The sequence below is a fragment of the Sulfurospirillum sp. MES genome (genome assembly GCF_000789415.1).
GTDB classification, from domain to species: Bacteria; Campylobacterota; Campylobacteria; order Campylobacterales; family Sulfurospirillaceae; genus Sulfurospirillum; species Sulfurospirillum cavolei.
In genome coordinates this window covers 41,868-60,765 of the sequence record NZ_JSEC01000008.1, presented here as the reverse complement: position 1 = coordinate 60,765, position 18,898 = coordinate 41,868, and the positions used below count along the sequence as shown (strand labels likewise).

General features: G+C 42.9%; 11 protein-coding genes. All 11 read left to right on the top strand.

The window, feature by feature from the left end; translation table 11 throughout:
- Nucleotide 1: 1 nt before the first annotated feature.
- Nucleotides 2-829 carry an ABC transporter permease gene (locus tag OA34_RS10335; protein WP_039675043.1) on the top strand — a complete coding sequence of 276 codons (828 nt, stop codon included), beginning with the start codon at nt 2-4 and terminating at the stop codon, nt 827-829.
- 9 nt (nt 830-838) lie between these two features.
- A complete protein-coding gene (locus tag OA34_RS10330) occupies nt 839-1,309 on the top strand; it encodes a nitrous oxide reductase accessory protein NosL (RefSeq protein ID WP_039675041.1) in 471 nt (156 codons plus the stop codon).
- A gap of 408 nt (nt 1,310-1,717) precedes the next feature.
- Nucleotides 1,718-3,043: a TolC family outer membrane protein gene (locus tag OA34_RS10325; RefSeq protein WP_286682987.1), complete on the top strand. Its 1,326-nt coding sequence runs from the start codon at nt 1,718-1,720 to the stop codon at nt 3,041-3,043.
- Nucleotides 3,044-3,091: 48 nt separating this feature from the next.
- Nucleotides 3,092-3,733: a transglutaminase-like cysteine peptidase gene (locus OA34_RS10320; RefSeq protein WP_039675039.1), complete on the top strand. Its 642-nt coding sequence runs from the start codon at nt 3,092-3,094 to the stop codon at nt 3,731-3,733.
- The gene (locus OA34_RS10315; RefSeq protein ID WP_039675037.1) at nt 3,730-5,691 is read left to right on the top strand and encodes a bifunctional diguanylate cyclase/phosphodiesterase; all 1,962 of its coding nucleotides are present in this window, start codon (nt 3,730-3,732) and stop codon (nt 5,689-5,691) included. Before OA34_RS10320 ends, OA34_RS10315 begins: the two co-directional genes overlap by 4 nt.
- Before the next feature lie 2 nt (nt 5,692-5,693).
- On the top strand, nt 5,694-7,850 hold the full coding sequence (locus OA34_RS10310; RefSeq protein ID WP_039675035.1) for a type I secretion system permease/ATPase: 2,157 nt from the start codon (nt 5,694-5,696) through the stop codon (nt 7,848-7,850).
- Complete coding sequence (locus tag OA34_RS10305; protein ID WP_039675034.1) at nt 7,847-9,172, top strand: HlyD family type I secretion periplasmic adaptor subunit; 1,326 nt, start codon at nt 7,847-7,849, stop codon at nt 9,170-9,172. Before OA34_RS10310 ends, OA34_RS10305 begins: the two co-directional genes overlap by 4 nt.
- Entirely contained in the window at nt 9,173-9,793 is a 621-nt protein-coding gene (locus tag OA34_RS10300; RefSeq protein ID WP_286682986.1) for a response regulator transcription factor, read from the top strand.
- Nucleotides 9,794-9,911: 118 nt separating this feature from the next.
- Nucleotides 9,912-15,431, top strand: coding sequence for a retention module-containing protein (locus OA34_RS10295; protein WP_039675032.1), 5,520 nt, complete (start codon nt 9,912-9,914; stop codon nt 15,429-15,431).
- Nucleotides 15,432-16,058: 627 nt separating this feature from the next.
- Nucleotides 16,059-17,366 carry an ATP-binding cassette domain-containing protein gene (locus OA34_RS10285; protein ID WP_286682985.1) on the top strand — a complete coding sequence of 436 codons (1,308 nt, stop codon included), beginning with the start codon at nt 16,059-16,061 and terminating at the stop codon, nt 17,364-17,366.
- Nucleotides 17,360-18,628: an HlyD family type I secretion periplasmic adaptor subunit gene (locus OA34_RS10280; protein ID WP_039675026.1), complete on the top strand. Its 1,269-nt coding sequence runs from the start codon at nt 17,360-17,362 to the stop codon at nt 18,626-18,628. Before OA34_RS10285 ends, OA34_RS10280 begins: the two co-directional genes overlap by 7 nt.
- Nucleotides 18,629-18,898 lie beyond the last annotated feature (270 nt).

Sequence of the window (18,898 nt, the reverse complement as noted above, 5' to 3'; positions counted from 1 at the left end):
TATGGAAAATTTAGTCTTAATTGCTCTTTTAGATATGAAAGAGTCTCTTCGCGCACGATGGTTTTTAGTCTATTCGTTGGTATTCGGCGGTTTGATCGCGCTCTTTTTCGTCGCCGGCGTTACGGAGTCCCAAGTGATGGGATTTAGCGGTTTGAGCAGGTTGTTGCTGATGTATATCCAAATCACGATCGTGATTTTGCCGATTTTTATTTTGGTTACGACGGTACGCTCCATTTCGGGCGATAGGGACAATCACATTTTAGAATACATGCTCTCCTTTCCTCTTTCGCTGTCGCATTATTATTGGGGAAAGATTCTCGGGCGGTTTGCGACGGTTTTTCTACCGGTCTTTTTTGCCATGGTGTTGGCACTGTTGATCGGCGTACTTAAAGGGGCAAGCATTCCGTGGTCGCTTTTTCTCTTCTATACGGGTCTATTGTTTGCGTTAAGCTCTGCTTTTTTGGGCATTGCTTTTTTAATCTCTTCGAGCGTTAAATCTTCGGAAGTCGCGTTAGGGCTTTCGTTTTTCGTTTGGATTTTTCTTTTAGCGTTTATCGATATTATTCTCATCAGTTTAATGATGCAAAATCGCTTTAGCGAAGAGCTGATCATCGCGATTGCTCTGGTCAATCCGATGGAAGTTTTTAGAGTCGCTGCGATTAGCCTTTTTGATCCGGAGCTCACCGTCATGGGACCGGTGGCATTTTACATTCTCGATAACGTAAAATTGGTCTATTTTCTCTTGTTTTCGATTGCGTATCCGGTGTGTTTGGGGTTACTTTTCGCCTTTTTAGGTTTTAAAATTTTTACTAAAAACGATCTTATCTAGGAGTTTTACATGATGAAAAAGCTTTGTTTAATTTTAGTGACTTTGAGCGCGTTGTTCGGCGCAAAAGTAGACATCCCGAAAGACGCGCAGTGTCTGATTCGTAAAGTTCAGATTTACCAACACCCCGAATGGGCTTCGACTATTACGTTAAGAAGCGGTGAACATCTTTATTTTTCAAGCCCCAAATCGATGTTTGAGTTTTATTTCGAATCTTCGCGATGGCCCGAATACGTCATTCGCACGAAAGAAGATATGCAAATTTACGTAACCGATTACGATACGATGGAAAAAATCATCGCACAAGAGGCTTACTTCGTTTACGGCTCGAGTAAAACCAGTATCTCGGGCGACGATTTACCCGCATTTAGTACGAAAGCACAAGCCGAAGCTTTCGTTAAAAAATTCGGCGGAACGCGCATTTTGGATTTTGCGGGAGTTTCAGATGCTCTCATCAATCTTTTGAACAACAGACTACGCTAAGCCCTCATCGTCTCCTCGCTCACCTTTTGACGTTCGCTTCCGTCGTATGAAAAGGTGAGCGATGCCCTTTAAAATTCAAACTCTCCGCTTCATTTTTCGCATAAAGCTCTTTTTCTAATCTTTTGCATATCATGGGGTTATTTTTTCGGCAATTCGGAAAGAATCCTTCAATCCGATAAACCTTGTAACCTTTACATGTACATGTCAATTCAAACGCCATGATCGGTCAATGTTCTGGAGTTGGCGTTCAGCGTTTAATCGTCAAAATATTGCGGGATAAAAAACTTAAAAATACTAATAATCCTAATGGTGCCTTGTAACTCACATCATTAATATGCTACAATTTAGTGTCAAAACCGTATCAACTTCGTAACAAAAATTGCTTATACTACTCAAAAGGAGCACGGGATGAATGGTTTAAAAGTACTTTTTTTCACGCTTGTTTCCCCTATTTTAGCTTTTTCTTTAACACTGGAAGAGGGTGTTACAACGATTTTATCCTCCAATCCGAAAGTCAAAGAGAGCGTAGAGGCTTACAACGGCGTATTAAAAGAGCTCAATATCGCAGAAAACGGATATTTACCCACCTTGGACGTTGAGAGCTCGTACGGGCATCAAAGCATTAAAAACAGTGCGACGAAACAAGAACGTGAAGGTAACGTTATGGATCAAACTTCTTTGGTTCTCAATCAAAATATTTTCAACGGTTTCGCGACCGAAAGTGCCATTAAGCAGCAAAAAAGCAGGCTTGAAGCTGCCGCATTCGGTGTGAGCGAGAAAGCCGATCGAACACTTTTAGCGTACGTCAATGCTTATATCTCCTTGCTCAAGCAACAAGAATTGATCGATTTGGCAAAAGAGAGCGTTTCAACGCACGAAGCGATTTACCGACAAATCAAAGAGCGTTCCGATGGTGGATTCGGTCGCATTTCCGAGACGCAACAAGCGGGAAGTCGTTATACGTTGGCGCAATCGAATTTGATTTCGCAAGAGAATAATTATAAAGACGCCGTGAGTACGTTTGAAAAGCTTTACGGGAAAAAAGTCGAAGCGGATGCCTTGGTCAAACCTGTTATGACGCTTGAACTGCCCGCTAGTTTTGAAAAAATTAAAGAAAAAAGTTTGCAGTGCAACCCTTCCGTGAAAGTCCAAGAAGCTAATATCGCACTTGCCGATGCCTTGTATGAGGGAAGCAAAGCGGCATTTTACCCCAAACTCGACTTTGAAGTTGCCGGTACCGTCGGGCACGATGTAGACGGTAATAACGGACGAGACGAGAGTGTCTCAGCTTTGCTCAAGCTTCGTTATAATCTTTACAACAAAGGAAGCGACGTTTTAACGAAAGAAAAATACGCCGTTTTAAAAGTGCAAGAACAAGAAACACTTTCCGGTACGATACGAGATTTAACCGAAAGCGTGAAATTTTCGTGGGAAAGCTATACGTCGACGCAAAAGCGTATCGCTTTTTTGAAAGAACATCGCGATTACAGTAAATTGACGCTAGAGTCGTACCAACAAGAGTTTGCGATCGGTAAGCGCGAGTTGATTAACCTTCTGGATGCGGAAGGCGAGTATAATTCGGCACGTCAAGCCCTTGTTGAAGCCGAAGCGGCATTGTTGTACGCTAAATACCGTTTATTGGACAATATGGGCGTTTTAACCGCTTATTTTGATCCCGATTTTGCACAAAATTATCGCATTCCGATTTGTTCGGCACGCAGTGTCTCCTTTTAAAATCAAAGTAGGCGATATGACATGTAATCCAACGCCTAAGAGGTAAAGATGCACGGAAAAATCGTCTTTTTTATCTTTTGGATCGTGCTGGCACTCTATGCGGGTACGGAATTTTTCGCACAAGAAATTTTTCAAAAGATAGAACGACTCTACGGCGGACAAGCAAGAAAACGCTTGGAAGCTTTGAATCAATTGCTAGAAACACTTCAAAAGGCACCGGAGGCGCAGAAGCTAGAACACGTCAACGATTTTTTCAATCGTATGCGTTTTGCCTCCGATGAGGAGATTTGGCATCAAAAAGATTACTGGGCGACACGGATGGAATTCATCGGTAAGGGTGCCGGCGATTGCGAGGATTTCGTTATCGCCAAATATTTTACGCTCAAACAGCTGGGCATTTCCGGCGACAAACTTTTTTTTACGTACGTTAAAGCAGTAAAATACCAGCAAGCGCATATGGTTTTAACCTATTTTGAGACGCCGACTTCCGTTCCTTTGGTTCTTGACAATATTAACGGAACCATTTTGCCGGCGACGAAGCGCAACGATCTTATTCCCGTTTACAGCTTTAACGGCGATGCGCTTTATTTGGCAAAACAACAAGGCTTAGGACAGATCGTACCTTCAGGTATGGAAAAAAACAAAAAATGGTATGACTTGGTAGATAAAATCAGAAAAGAGGGATTATGACGCTTTTTAAACAGATAATTATTGTTTTATCGATCTTGCAAACGCTGATTTTCGGCGGTGTTATGTGGTTTAATTTTCTCAGCTCCAACGAGTACGTTAAAGAGCAAGCTTACACCGATGCTCTTCATACGGCGAATTCTTTAGGTCTTTCGATCAGCTCGGTTGCAAGTTTGGACGATACGTCGACGGCGGAAGCGATGATTAATTCGGTTTTCGATAGCGGTTATTACGAAAAAATCACTTTAGAAAGTATGGATCATCACATTTTGGTTGAAAAAGTACAAGAGGTCGTGGTTGCCGACGTTCCGGCATGGTTTATTCGCTACGTCAAAGTCGAGCCGCCCGTGGCGACTTCTCAAATTATGCTCGGTTGGACGCCTTACGGTGTTTTATCGGTTCAGCTCAATAGCGGACATGCTTACCGCCAATTATGGACGATTTTTAAAGACGTATTAATGCTCTTTGCGGGAGTAACTCTTGTCGGATTTTTTGCCTTACAGATTATTTTAACGTTGATTTTAAAGCCTTTAAAACGCGTCAAAGAGCAAGCCGAAGCTATTTTAGAGAGCGATTTTATCTTCCAAAACGATATTCCTTTTACGACGGAGCTTAAAAACGTCGTTTTTGCGATGAATAGTATGATTAAAAAAGTCAAAGAGATTTTTGAAAAAGAGTCCGAAACACTGAAAAAATACCATGAACTTTTATACCAAGATACCGTCACAAAGATGTACAACCGTCGGTATTTCAATATCAAGTTGCAGGAGTATCTTTCCTCGGAAGCTAAAAACGCGCAAGGCGCACTGATTTTAATTTCGTTGAACGATTACGAGCGGCTCAAACAAGCCTTAGGGTATCAAAAAAGCGAAGCGTTTATCAAAGAGACGGCCGAGTGTATTAGACAGGCGATTTGCAACCAAAAAGAGTATGTCAGCGCAAAACTCAACGAAACCGATTTTGCCGTTTTAGCGCCGGCTTCCTCTCAAGAAGCGTTTGAGGTTCTATGCGACGAAATTCGCGCCATGTTACAAGACGTGACGAGACGATTCCATCTTAACGAAAAAGAGCATTACATCAATATCGGCTATGCAAGGTATTACGCGCATGCGGATGCGAAAGAGCTCTTTTCTAAAGCAGACTTTGCGTTGACGACCTCGAAAGCCAAAGGAGCATTTACGATTAATTGTTTTGCCGAACAAGCGAGCGACAAGCAGTTGGTTTTGGGCAAAGAGGCATGGACGCAAGAACTGAAAAACGCGATGGAGCAAAAACGGTTTCGTTTGGCGTATCAAAACGTGGTCGATATTCAGACTTACGATACGGTTTTTCAAAGCGAGCTTTTTTTACGTTTGGAAGATTACAACGGGCATTTGCATAATGCGGGGTATTTTATGCCGATGATTACGGAGTTGAAGCTAGGTGCACGGTTGGATCATTACGTGATTCAACGAACCTATGAAGTGTTAGCGCAAAAAGCATTTGTCGCCAAGGCGGTATGTATTAATTTAGGAAAAGATATTTTCTTGCAAAGTAACGATTGGGCGTGGCTTGAAGAGAGCGTAGAACGTTTTAAGCAAATCGGTATTTCCTCCCTCTATTTTGAGATGCCGAGTTTAGTGGACATGCCGGTGGAAATTTTGGTGAAGTTTTCTAAATTCGTTCGAACGATGGGATATGGATTCGGGATGGATAATTTCGCGATTACGCACGAGAGTTTAAGGACGATTCAATCGATCAATCCGGCGTATATCAAAATGCAGACGTCGTATTTATTGGATCTATTCAGTGAAAACGGAAGCGATTCGGTGAAACGTTCTTTAACGATTATTACGGACAGTATGGATATTAAAGTGATCGCTACCAACGTCGAAACGGTTGAACAAAAAGAAAAATTAGCGCAAATGGGCATTGCGTATATTCAAGGCAGTTTTATTGCCGAGCCTCAGTTGATAGGATAACGATGAATTCGCAACATGCAGAGTATACGCAAGATCCTTTGTTATCGTGTTTGGTTCTTTTTACGAAACTTTATAACGTGCCTTACAGTGCCGAAGCACTGATTGCCGGGCTTCCGATTGAAAAAGGCATTAATTCGATTGAACTTTTTTCGATTCACGGCGGTGCTAAATCGCTTTTTTCGCGTGCCGCAAAACGTGCGGGTTTCGTCAGTCGCTTAGCGCAAAAGCCTTTAGACGAGCTTTCTTCTTTGGTGTTACCGTGTATTTTGGTGCTGAAAGATCGTTCGGCTTGCATTTTAGAAAGTTTCGATACCCATCGAAAACGTGCAAAAATCATTCATCCCGATCTTCCCGAAGGCGAAAACTGGGTCGATGTGGAAACCTTGTCGCAAGAGTATGCCGGTTTTTGTTTTCTGTTGAAAAAAGAGTTTATCGCCAACGAAAGCCGCAATAAAATTTTAGATACGATTTCGCACAGTTGGTTTTGGGGAACGATTAAACGTTCCAAATCGATCTATATCGACGTCGTCGTCGCTTCTTTGGTCGTCAATATTTTCGTGCTTGCCAGCCCCTTATTTACGATGAACGTCTACGATCGCGTTATTCCGAATAACGCCGTAGAGACGCTTTGGGTTTTAGCGTTAGGCATTTTCGTCGTTTACGTATTGGACATCGTTTTGAAGTTTTTACGAGCCTATTTTTTAGAAATCGCCGGTAAAAAAAGCGACGTGATCATGTCTTCTATTTTGTTTGAAAAAGTGATGGACCTTAAGATGGCGTCCCGTCCGAAATCGGTAGGAGCCTTTGCGAGTAATTTACGCGATTTCGATTCGATTCGCAATTTTTTGACTTCGTCGACTTTGGTGGCACTGATTGATCTGCCTTTTGCATTTATCTTTTTGTTAACGACTTATTTTATAGCGGGATATTTGGTGATCGTCCCTATCGTCTTGATGTTAATGATTTTGGGCTATACGGTCATGATCAAAACGCCGATGCAAGAGAGCATCGAAAGTACGTACCAAGCTTCCGCGATTAAAAACGGTATTCTCATCGAGAGTTTGAACGCGCTTGAGACGATTAAAGCCCTCTCTGCCGGCGGGCATGCACAGTGGAAATGGGAAGAAGCCAGCGGCGAAATAGCGCAAAGAAGCCTCAAATCGAAACTTCTGTCTAACTCCATTACGACCGTAACGTCGTTTTTAGTTCAACTCGACACGATTGCCGTCGTCGTTTTGGGTGTTTACATGATCAAAGAAGTGGAATTGACGATGGGCGGATTGATCGCCGCGGTTATTCTCTCCTCGCGTGCGATTGCGCCTATGGGGCAAGTTGCCGCGTTGATCGCCAGTTTTGAACAGACGCGTACGGCCTATAAAGCCTTAGACGATATTATGAAATTACCCGTCGAGCGACCCAGCGGTAAAAAATTTGTCAGACGCGAGCGATTTAACGGTAAAATCGAGTTTAAGAATGTGTCGTTTGCTTATCCCGAAAGCACGAAGAATGCCTTAGAAAACGTTTCGTTTAAAATTGAAGCGGGGGAAAAAGTCGGTATTTTAGGGCGTAACGGTTCGGGCAAAACGACGATTGAAAAGTTGATTTTGGGTTTATATGCACCGGATAACGGTTCGGTGTTAATCGACGGTATCGACATCAATCAAATCGATTCGGTAGATTTGCGTAAAAATATCGGATACGTACCGCAAGACGTCGTGCTCTTTTACGGCACGGTACGCGATAATATTATTTACAAAGCCCCTTACGTCGACGACGAAACGATTTTAAAAGCCGCTAAAATAGGAGGCGTGGACGAGTTTGTCGACAGCCATCCTTTGGGTTTTGATATGCCCGTTTTGGAGCGGGGAGAGGGAATTTCGGGAGGGCAAAGGCAAAGTATCGCCGTGGCGCGTGCTTTTTTGCTTGATACGCCGATTATGCTTTTGGACGAACCGACCAACTCTTTGGACAGTACATGTGAAAGTCGGATGAAGGTTTTATTGCAGGAAAATATCGGAAACAAAACGACATTGGTCATTACGCATAAGATGGCACTACTCGATTTGGTCGATCGCTTAATCGTCATCGACAACGCCAAAGTATTGCTTGACGGTAAAAAAGAGGACGTCTTGCGTCAACTGCAAGGAGGGCGTTCATGAAACAAAAATACGATGAACGTGATTTGGCGTTTATGTCGAGCCTGAGCGAAGCCGTTTTACAAAAAGTTCCCAATTCGTCTCGTAAAATGCTTTGGGTTATCGCCGTTGCGCTTTTTTGGCTGATCGTTTGGGCGAGTATCGCCGAAGTAGACGAATTGACGCGCGGCGAAGGCAAAGTGATCCCTTCGCAACAACTTCAAGTCATTCAAAATTTAGAAGGCGGTATCGTCTCGGAGATTTTGGTCAAAGAGGGCGATCATGTAACCAAGGGACAGGTTTTATTGAAAATCGACGACAAAAACTTCGTCGGTTCGTTCGGCGAAAATAAATTTCGTTATATCGAACTTAAAGCCAAATCGATTCGTTTGGAAGCCGAATCGAGCGGAAACGCGTTTACGCCGCTTGAAAATCCTAGTGAAGAGATGCGAAAACAGATGGAGTATGAAAGGAGTTTATACGACTCCAATCATGAGCAGCTCGGTAAAACGCTTCAAATTCTTCAAGAGCAAATGAAGCAAAAAAATAGCGAACTTTCCGAATTGGAATCCAAAGTAGCGCAACTGCAAAACAGTTACGATTTGGTGCAAAAAGAGATGAATATTATGGCACCTTTGGTTAAAAAAGGGTTGGTTTCCGAAATGGAGTTTTTACAGCTTAAGCGGCAGGCAAGCACGATTCAAGGCGATTTGCGAGCATCAAAATTAGCGATCCCCAGAGTGCAATCGGCGATTCAAGAAGCGCAAAACAAGCTTGCCGGAGCAGAGTTGGAATTTCAAAATAAGGCCAAAAAAGAGTTAAACGAAGCTATCGCCGAAATGTCGCGGCTTCAAGAACTCCAAACCAGCTTGGAAGATCGGGTTCAACGCACTTTAGTTCGAGCACCGGTGGATGGAACGGTCAAGCAACTTTTGGTCAATACGGTCTCCGGCGTCGTCAAACCGGGCATGGATATTTTAGAAATCGTACCGACGGAAGATACCTTGCTCATCGAAGCAAAAGTCAAACCTTCAGACGTTGCTTTTTTACGCTTGGGCTTGGATGCCACGGTGAAATTTACCGCTTACGATTTTTCGATTTACGGCGGACTGAAAGGAAAGCTTGTTTTTATTAGTGCCGATACGATTACGAACGATAAAGGCGAAAGTTATTATCTCGTACACATTAAAACGGATAAAAACCATCTGGGAACGGGAGAAAAACCGCTAGAATTAATGGTCGGTATGACGACGACGGTCGATATTTTAACCGGTAAAAAAACGGTTTTGGATTACCTTTTAAAACCGATTTTAAAGGCAAAACACAATGCGTTGAGGGAGCGGTAAATGGTTGTTTTCTATTCTTCGGACGCCTTGATACTCAACGCATGGAACGAAGCGTTTCGTACGTCAAAAACAGTGACATGTAGCTTTTCGCTTGAAGCGGAACTGTACGATTTTTTACAAAAAAACGATTCTCCTATGCTTCTTTTTATCGACACGCGCAATCGTACGATACCCGACATTGAACGTCTTTTAGCCTCTTTGCGAGATCACTATTCTTGTGTACATGTCGTGATTTTTAGTGCTATGCCGACGTATGAAGAAGGCTCGAAATGGCTGACGTTGGGTATCAAAGCATACGGAAACGTGCATATGGCTCCGATTCATTTGTATGAGATCTATCAAAGCGTTTCTGCGGGTAATATTTGGCTTTATCCCGAGTTTATTCAAACGATGATCCGCACGTTCAGTACGCAAAAAACGATCACGCCTTCGAGCCATCCTCTTTTAAAACGCTTAACCCAAAAAGAACAAGAAGTCGCACTTTTACTGAAAAAGGGGTTGAGCAACAAAGAAATCGCTTTACATGTAGGAATTACCGAGCGAACGGTCAAAGCACATTTAAGTTCGATCTTTGAAAAAACGGGTGCTAAAGATCGTTTGGCTTTAGCACTTGTTCTCTAACTTTTTCCCTTCGTTCCCCTCGATAAGCCTCTTACGATCATTGTACTAAAGTACAATAGTATTTTGTTCTCGATTGCGTTAGAATCGTGTAAAATAAAATACGTGAGGAGAGTTCGTCATGGCACTTTCTATCGGAACAATCAAGCAAATTAGCGGTATCGTTATGGCGCGTAACGCATCGGGCGAAGATCGCGTTTTAAAAGTCGGCGATATGCTCAATGCAGAAGACGTTATCAGTACGATCGGGGCAGGTTCCCATGTCGTTTTAACGCTAAACGACGGTCGAGAGATCGTCCTCAACGGTAACGATAACGTTACGCTCGATCAAAGCGTTTACGTGCATGCTCAAAATTTTGCCGATGAATCCGTCGTACAAGGTAAAACGATAGAAGCCGTCTCCTCCAATCAAAGCGTTGAAGATATCCAAGCGGCGTTGCTTCGTGGTGAAGACATTAGTAATCTTCCAGAAACAGCCGCAGGTGGTGACGTGGGTGCACCTGGTGGTCAAAGTCTTATTTCAGGATTTGCATCACCGACCTATCTTGTTGGTGGACATGAGAGCAATGTCTTCGCCACCGAGCGAGTATTGAATAACACAACAGGTGGCGGTACAACTTTTATAGCAGCTGCTTTTAATGTTGATCCCAATGACTCTCCGATCATTAGTGATGTCTCCGCGACACAACTCGAAGTGTTAAATGGAGAAAATTCCTTTAACGGAAGCCTTGCCACGGGAACAGACGCTGATGGCGATTCTCTTACGTATGCTATTGTTGCAGACAGTATCAGCGTTAACAGCGAACGGGTTTCCTCTCTCAATGTGATCGTCAACGCCGATGGCACGTATACGGTGATAGGAAATTTTAACGCCCTTGCCGCAGGTGAGAGTGCTACCGTGACATTCCAATACATCGCAAATGACGGACAAGGCTTTAGCGGAGCCGATGGCACCAATGCAAGCTCAATCAGTGCACCTGCTACCGTGACGATTGTTATCACAGGAACCAATGATGCGCCAGTGTTGAGCTCTTCAGATACTCTTGACTTTAGTGTTGCAGAAGATGCAGCTGAGGCAGATGTAGATAAAACTTATAACGGTGATCTTGGTATTGCTTCTTTAGCAACCGATGTTGACCATAATGCAGCACTTCATATCAACCAAGTTAACGGTGAAGCTGTTTCGACAAGTGGTTATGACACAACCGTAACCTTTAACTACACCGATAAAGATGGTATCCCAGCAAGCTTTGAAGCAAGCTTACATGTAAACCAAGATGGTACGTACGAGATTAGCACTACGGATGATCTAAACTCTCTTCCTGGTGGCGTTGATGCAACAGCAACAGTTACCTTTACGATTGCCGATGAGTATGGCGCAGAAACAGCAGCTAAAACGGTTAATTTGACCATTACTGGCGATAATGATGCTCCAACAACAGAAGCAGTAACCTTAGACTCCATTGCTGAAGACAGTGGTGCCTATATTATTACACAAGCATATCTTCTTGCCAATGCCCATGATGTGGATAGTGCCAATTTAACCGCAACCAATCTTGTCATTAGCAGTGGAAACGGTACATTGGTTGATAATAATGATGGTACATGGACATACACACCAGCTGAAAATGATGATACAGAAGTAAGCTTTAGCTATACAATCAGTGATGGTGACAAAACGGTTGACGGCAGCGCAACGCTCGATATTACGTCAGTTAATGATGCTCCTGTGCTTGATCTTAATGGTGTTGACCAAGCATATACTGAATCTTTTGAAGGACTTAGCGGTTCTTCAGGTTGGACGATTCTATCAAGCTCAACCTTTACAGGAGACAATGGTGTTGCGTGGACAACAACAGGACATAACTTAGAAGTACAAAACAGTGGTATCACTGTCAGTGCTACTGATGGTCAAGCCGTGGCAGAACTTGATTCTGATGGACTGGTAACACTCTCTACGCATCTTACGTTAACCGACACAACCGCAACATTAGCCTTTGATTATCATGCACGTCCTGAAGCTCAGCTTGATAGTAGTATGAAAGTCACTTTAGGCGGTGAATCATTTGATCTGAGCTATACAAGTGCAGGAGTGCTTGCCATCACCAATGTAAGTGATGGCTTAAATGTAAGTTATACATATAATGCCACAACAGGTTGGTACAGCATCAGTGTCACGGCTACGGGACTTAGCGTTGGTGAGAATACATTATCGTTTGAAGGAACAGGTATTTCAGACTCTTTGGGTGCTCTTTTGGACAATATCGCTCTTAAAGCTAATACTGACACTGGCTATGAAACAAGCTACACTGAAAATGGTACAGGTGTTTCTATCGTCGATCATGATGTGAGCATTAGTGACATAGATGATACCCATATGGAAAGTGCAACAATCACACTTACCAATACGTACGCGGGAGATAGTCTCAATATTGGGACATTGCCAAGTGATATTCACGCAACTACAACAACGGATGCAAATGGAAATATTGTCATTAACTTAAGTGGTAGTGCAACGCTGTCTGAGTACCAAGATGCATTCAAAGCCATTACCTATGCAAGTAGTAGTGAAAATCCTGTTACAACAGATCGTGTTATTTCTATCGTTGTAAATGATGGAAATAACAATAGCAATACAGCATATACGGTTGTACATGTAATAGCTGTTGATGACGCACCAGTGTTTGTTGATCCTACGAACGACACAACAGTTAGTAGTTATACCTTCTCTTACGCAGAAAACACAACAGCAGATACCGTACTTGGAAAAGTTGCAGCGACCGATGCCGATGGTAATAGCGTTACTTACAGCATTAAAACGAATGTTCAAGATGCTAATGGCAATGATCTCTATACGATTAATACCACGACAGGTGCGATCAGCTTAACCGCAGCAGGTGTTGCTTCGTTTGCCGATGATTATGAAACAGCGACCAACGCTCATTCCATTACGGTCACCGCATCCGATGGCACAAAAACAACGGATATTACGGTTAACTTGAATGAAACCAATGTCAATGATAATGCACCAACATCTACGAATGACACTATTACCGTTACAGAAGACACGGCATATACGCTTCATGCGAGTGATTTTGGTACATACCACGATGAAGAGGGCAACGCTTTAGCTTCTATTCGTATCGATTCTTTGCCGGAAAATGGAACACTTTATCTAAACGGTCATGCGGTAAGTGCCGGTGCTGAGATTTCAGTGGCAGATCTTAATGCTGGTAAGTTAACCTTTACTCCGACAGGAAACAGTGATCTTGACAAAACCTTTACCTTTAGCGTGAGCGATGGTACAGCGTGGAGTTCAAGTTATACGACAACAGTTGCGATTACAGCCGTGGCAGATGCTCCGCATCTTTCTGCTGGAGGAGTTTATACAACCACGACTATTGATGCGACTCATTTAACAGGTCAAGGGTATACGGTAAAAGCATTAAACCCTAATGGTTCTGATGGTAGCATTAGTACATTTAATAACAATACTGTCAGTGGTTTTGGTGTGAGCGGTAATGCCTCAGGTGCTAGTGAAGAGTTAGGATACAGTAATTCCTCTAAGCAGTCTGAAAAGTTGGTTGTCAACTTTGACCATGCTGTATCATCGGTTAATGTTTCATTTGCTTATCTTAATAGCTCAGAGACGGCGAAGTATGAATTTTATCTTAATGGAGTGAAAGTTGGAGAAGGATCAACTGTTCACGGTTCAGACGGTATTGATGCTGCGGTTACACTTCAGCCAAGTACCGGTTCTTCGTTTGATAAAATCGTCTTTAGTGCGCCAGCTAATGGAGATGATTATCTTATACATTCTATTAGCTTTACCAATCCTGCTGTCTCCATTAATATTGCGGATGCGTTAGTTGACACGGATGGTTCAGAGAAGATTACAAGCCTTGTGATTTCTGATATTCCTAAAGGTGCTACATTAACAGATGGAACGTATACCTTTACGGCAACCGATACCGCTTCTAGTGTTGATGTGAAAGATTGGAATCTCTCTAAAATAAGCTATACGGATTTAAGTGTTTCCAACAACGAGAGTGTGCATATGCTTCAAATCACAGCAACATCCACGGAAAGTGCCAATGGAGATCATGCTTCAACGACCGTATCTATCGATACATCTTCAACGGTTATTTTTGCAAACAGTTGGGAGAGCGTTTCCAATACCGACACAACATCAACGATATACACTGAATCTACGACGTTAGAGGGATGGACTTTAGTGACAAGTCCAGAGTCGAGAACAGGTGGAACCAACAGCTTTGAAGTTTGGAGTACGGGTGATACGCAACAAGCACAAAATTCGAGTGATAATAAAGTCTCTGCATCGTTTGGCAATGGGGAGAACTTTCTTGAGCTCAATGATGCGGGGAGTAACGCTCAAACCATTGGTATTGAACGAAGTGTAGCAACCGTTGATGGACTGGTCTACACTCTCACTTTTGATTGCGCAGGTAGACCTGGCTTTAGTACGGAGTATACGCAAATTGGCGTTTACATCGACGGAACGTTAGTCAAATCGTTTACACCGACAAGCGGACAAACATTTATTGATTGGAAGTCTGTATCGGTTAGTTTCGAAGGAGACGGGCAAAGTCACACTATCGAAATTCGTACCGATGCAACTTCCACTAATACTAACGGGCGAGGAACGTTTATCGACAATTTGGTATTGAGCGCGCAACAAGGTGTGATTGCAGGCAACCTTAATGCTTCAACAACACAGGTAGATCTCGCAACCTATGTTAATGTGGCAATTTTTGCTGCAGGCTTAGTAAGTCTTTCAGGTATTCCTAGTGATGCTACAGTCATTACCAGTGATGGTGTATCGCATACCGTATCCGATGATGGGTCTATCACTTTTGATAGCTCACTGTTGTCAACGGCGGTTTTAAAATTTGGTTCTGATTTCTCAGGAACGCTTGATATGCATCTGAGTGAAGTATCGTCTAATAACACTGTAGCATCACAAGAGGTCATCCTCAATGTTTCTGCGGTATCAACGCTATCGGATATAACATCTATAGAAGGGGTACCAACCTATACGGGAACCTCTGGAGATGATGTCAAAGTCGGTACTACGACGGGTACAAATATCATGTTAGGATTGGGTGGCAATGACACACTTACAGGTGGCGATGGCGACGACATGCTTAAAGGTGGCAATGGTAACGACACCTTGAATGGAGGCGCTGGCAACGACTATCTTGACGGCGGTGCAGGAGCCGATAAACTCTACGGAGGAGCCGGTAACGATACGCTTGTATACGACGCAACCGATACCGTTATCGACGGTGGAACGGGTATCGATACGCTTCTTATTAACACAAGTGGTACGGTCGATTTGAGTGGCATTGCGAATATTAAAATAGAAAGCATCGAAGTGCTTGATTTGACCAAAGCGACGGTAAATTTAACGATCAATCCAGCGGATGTCTTAAATATCACCGATGATGCAAGTACCGTTCTTAAAGTCTTAGGTGGAAGTGATGATAGCATTCACGGTACAGGTTGGACGGCAACTACAGGTGCTGAAACAGGCTATACTCGTTATGAAGGCACCGCAAGTGATGGCACAAAAGCGTATATCGATGTTCAAGATACCATTGTTCATACCGATTTTAAATAATATTTTAATATCTAAAAAGAGGAGGAAAGGAGTGCTTGCTTCTTTCCCTTTTTTTGTTTCTCTTGATAATTTTGACAAATAATAATTCTCTTTTGATTTTTGAAACAATTTGACTTTTAAGGACGTTATTTACGTAAAAGTAACGCATTGATTACAAAGAATTTTTTTGTCATTTTATAAAGGTATTTTAAGCATTACCATACGAAAGAATTGATAAAATCGCCGAGGTTTCTATAATAAATTTAAAAAAAAGGGTAACACTTAACACGATGAAACGAATCAAAGTTTTAAAAGCGTATTTAATCATTTGGCTTTTCATTCTCTATGTTGTGTATACCAACGCCGAGTTACTCGGTATCTTTTTTATGGCGACCGTTATCTTTAGTACGGCTATTTTAGGATTATTGGCGGTCGGAACGCTTTATCAGATCGTCAGCGGGTTTCACATTATGATGCTCGGCGGAACGTTCGGCGCCTTGGCGTATAAAAAAACGGGTTATGAATTTTACATTCGGAGCATCGATTCTCTTTTACCGGCAAATATTGCGCATATGCTCCAAAGTAGAAAAAGCAAGCAAACGATGTTTTTTACGCAAGAGGGAAGCCGCGCAAGTGCGCGACTTTTTTATGTCCAAAAGTATCTCTTTGGCGTTGGATTTGCCTTTTATCGCGCTGACCTTGTTGATTATTTACATTATTTCTCCGATCATTGCCGCAATTACGCTTTTGTGCGGTATCGTCGTTGTTGCGATCAACCTTGGATTTCAAATTCCTTTGTTTCGTTGGAGTCAAAAACTCTTCCACGACGGACAGATGAAACACAATTTTTTATTTGAGACGATTAAGGGTATTGAAACGCTCAAATTGACCAATGCGGTAACGACGCGTTTGTTTAAATGGCGTAAATTGATCCATTTTTACAATTTCGTCAATCTCAAAATTCAAATGCACACCAATTTGGCGATGAGCCTCTCCGCGGTCGTGATGCAGTTTGCGACGATGTTTGCTTTGGTGGCGGGCGTTTACGAGATTCAAGAAAAGAACCTAACGTTAGGTGCTTTGGTAGCATTGAGTATTTTGGTCGGACGCGCGATGGTTCCGATTGTGAATATTTCGACGATTTTAGTGAAATACAAAGAGTTTAAAGAAGCCCTCGATTCGCTGAATCGCTTTTGGCATTTGCCTTTGGAAACGCAAAAATCCGTTGAATTCGGCGTTCGAAATTTAGAGGGAAATATCGAGTTTAACCATGTCACGTACACGTACGAGGGTTCTAAAAATCCCTCTTTGCTTCAAGCCACTTTCAAGATCAAGCAAGGCGAAAAAATTGGCATCATCGGGCGCACGGGTGCGGGGAAAAGCACGATTTTGAGGCTACTCTCCGGCATCGATTCCGCACAAAGCGGTACGATTCATATCGACGGACACGAAATTCATACTCTTCATCCGGTGGAGCTTCGCGCACATATCGGCATTATGCCGCAAGAGCCGTTTTTATTTGCCGGAACGCTTAAAGACAATATCGAACTGGGCATACGTATCGGTAAAGAGCGTTTGATTAAGCTTTTGGCGATGACGGGTTTAGACGAACTTGTCAAACGTTCGGGCGAGGGAGAAAATTTTCAAGTCGGCGAAAACGGCAGTCGCCTCTCGGTGGGACAACGCCATTTGGTCGGTCTTGCGCGTGCGTTGATTAACGATCCCTCGATCGTCGTGTTGGACGAGCCGACGACCGGCATGGACGTCGGGCTTGAAAAAGAGATGGTCGACCACCTTAAGCCGCTTTTACGCGATAAAACGCTGATCGTCATTACGCATCGTTTCGCCGCTTTGGATTTGGTCGATCGCGTGATGGTCGTCAACAACGGGCGTATCGTAGCGGACGGCCCTAAAGAAGAGATTTTAAAACAGTTGCAAGGAAAACCCGTATGTTAGACATGATGATCGAAAAGCGATGGAGCTATTACGTCACGGTCGTTCCCATCGGGCTTTTTTTCGTCGTTTTCTTTCTATGGTCGGCATTTAGCCATATCGATGAGGTTGTCAGAGGAAGCGGAAAAGCCGTACCTTCAGGACAAACCAAGGTGCTTCAACACTTAGAAGGCGGTATCGTTTCGGAGATTTTAGTCAAAGAAGGCGATACGGTCAAAGTCAATCAGCCGATTTACCGGCTCAATCAGGCCTTTTTTACCGCCGATCTGAAAAGCAAAGATTTGGATAGAATTTCGCTCCTTGCAAAAGAACAACGTTTAATGAGTTTGATTGACGATAAGCCTTTGGTTTTTGAGGCGTATATGAGCGAAGGCTATCCCGAGATCGTTCAAAACGAAATGCAGATTTTTAAAAGCGAAAAAACGAACAATACGGAACGCTTAAGCGGCGTACAGCAAAAAGTCGAACAACGTCAATACGAGCTTAAAGAGCTTGAAATCAAGGAAAAAAATCTCTCGCTTGAACTCAATATGGCAAAAGAGAACGTTTCGATTACCGAACAGTTAATGAAATCGGGTGCGGGATCGCGTAAAGAGTATTTGTTTGAACTGAGTAAAAAACAAAATTTGATTACGCAAATCGACGAAGTGACCAATCAAATACCGATTACGCAAGGTAAATACAAAGAAGCGGTGCATGAGTTAGGCTCCGTTCGCTCCGATATTTTATCCAAGCAACTCAACGATCTTCAAGAAGTACGCTTAAAATTGACACAGCTTTCCCAACAAAGCGAAGCCAGTATCGATCGAACGAACCGTTTGCTCATTACCTCTCCGGTAAACGGTATTGTGAATATTTTGTACTTTCATACGATCGGCGGTACGATTAAACCGGGCGATAAAGTTGCGGAAATTACGCCGTTGGAAGAGGGTTTGACGATCGAAGCCAACATTAAAGCCGCCGATCGCGGGCGTATATGGGTCGGTCAAAAAGCCAATATCGAGATTACGGCGTACGATTATGCGAAGTACGGTATGATCGAAGGCGAACTGATATCGATTAGTCCCGATAGTTTTACGACGCAAAAAGGCGATATTTTTTATGCCGTGAAAATCAAAGCCGACAAAGACCGTTTCGGAGCAAATTTGCCGATCATGCCCGGTATGGAGGCGAGTATTAACATTATCACGGGAAAACGAACCGTTTTAGAGTATATCTTGCTTCCCTTAAAACGTATGGGAAAAAATGCGCTTATGGAACCCTAAATCACCAGACTTTTTGTAACATTCATTAGACATCTTGCAAAACTCATTTTGCAAGAAGGTGGGTTTTCTGCCGAAGAAAACGCAGTGTTAACGTAGTCTTTAGAGCTTTGCTTTAAAGACGTGTCAAGAGTTCTGCAAGAACTCTATTGTTTACATGTCAAGCGTTCTAAGCATTTTTTAAGAACGCTTCTGATGATATCTTAAGCAAAAGCACACGCACGAAAGAAGCACTTGATGTTATAATGACATCGATTTTCTCACCAAAGGGGT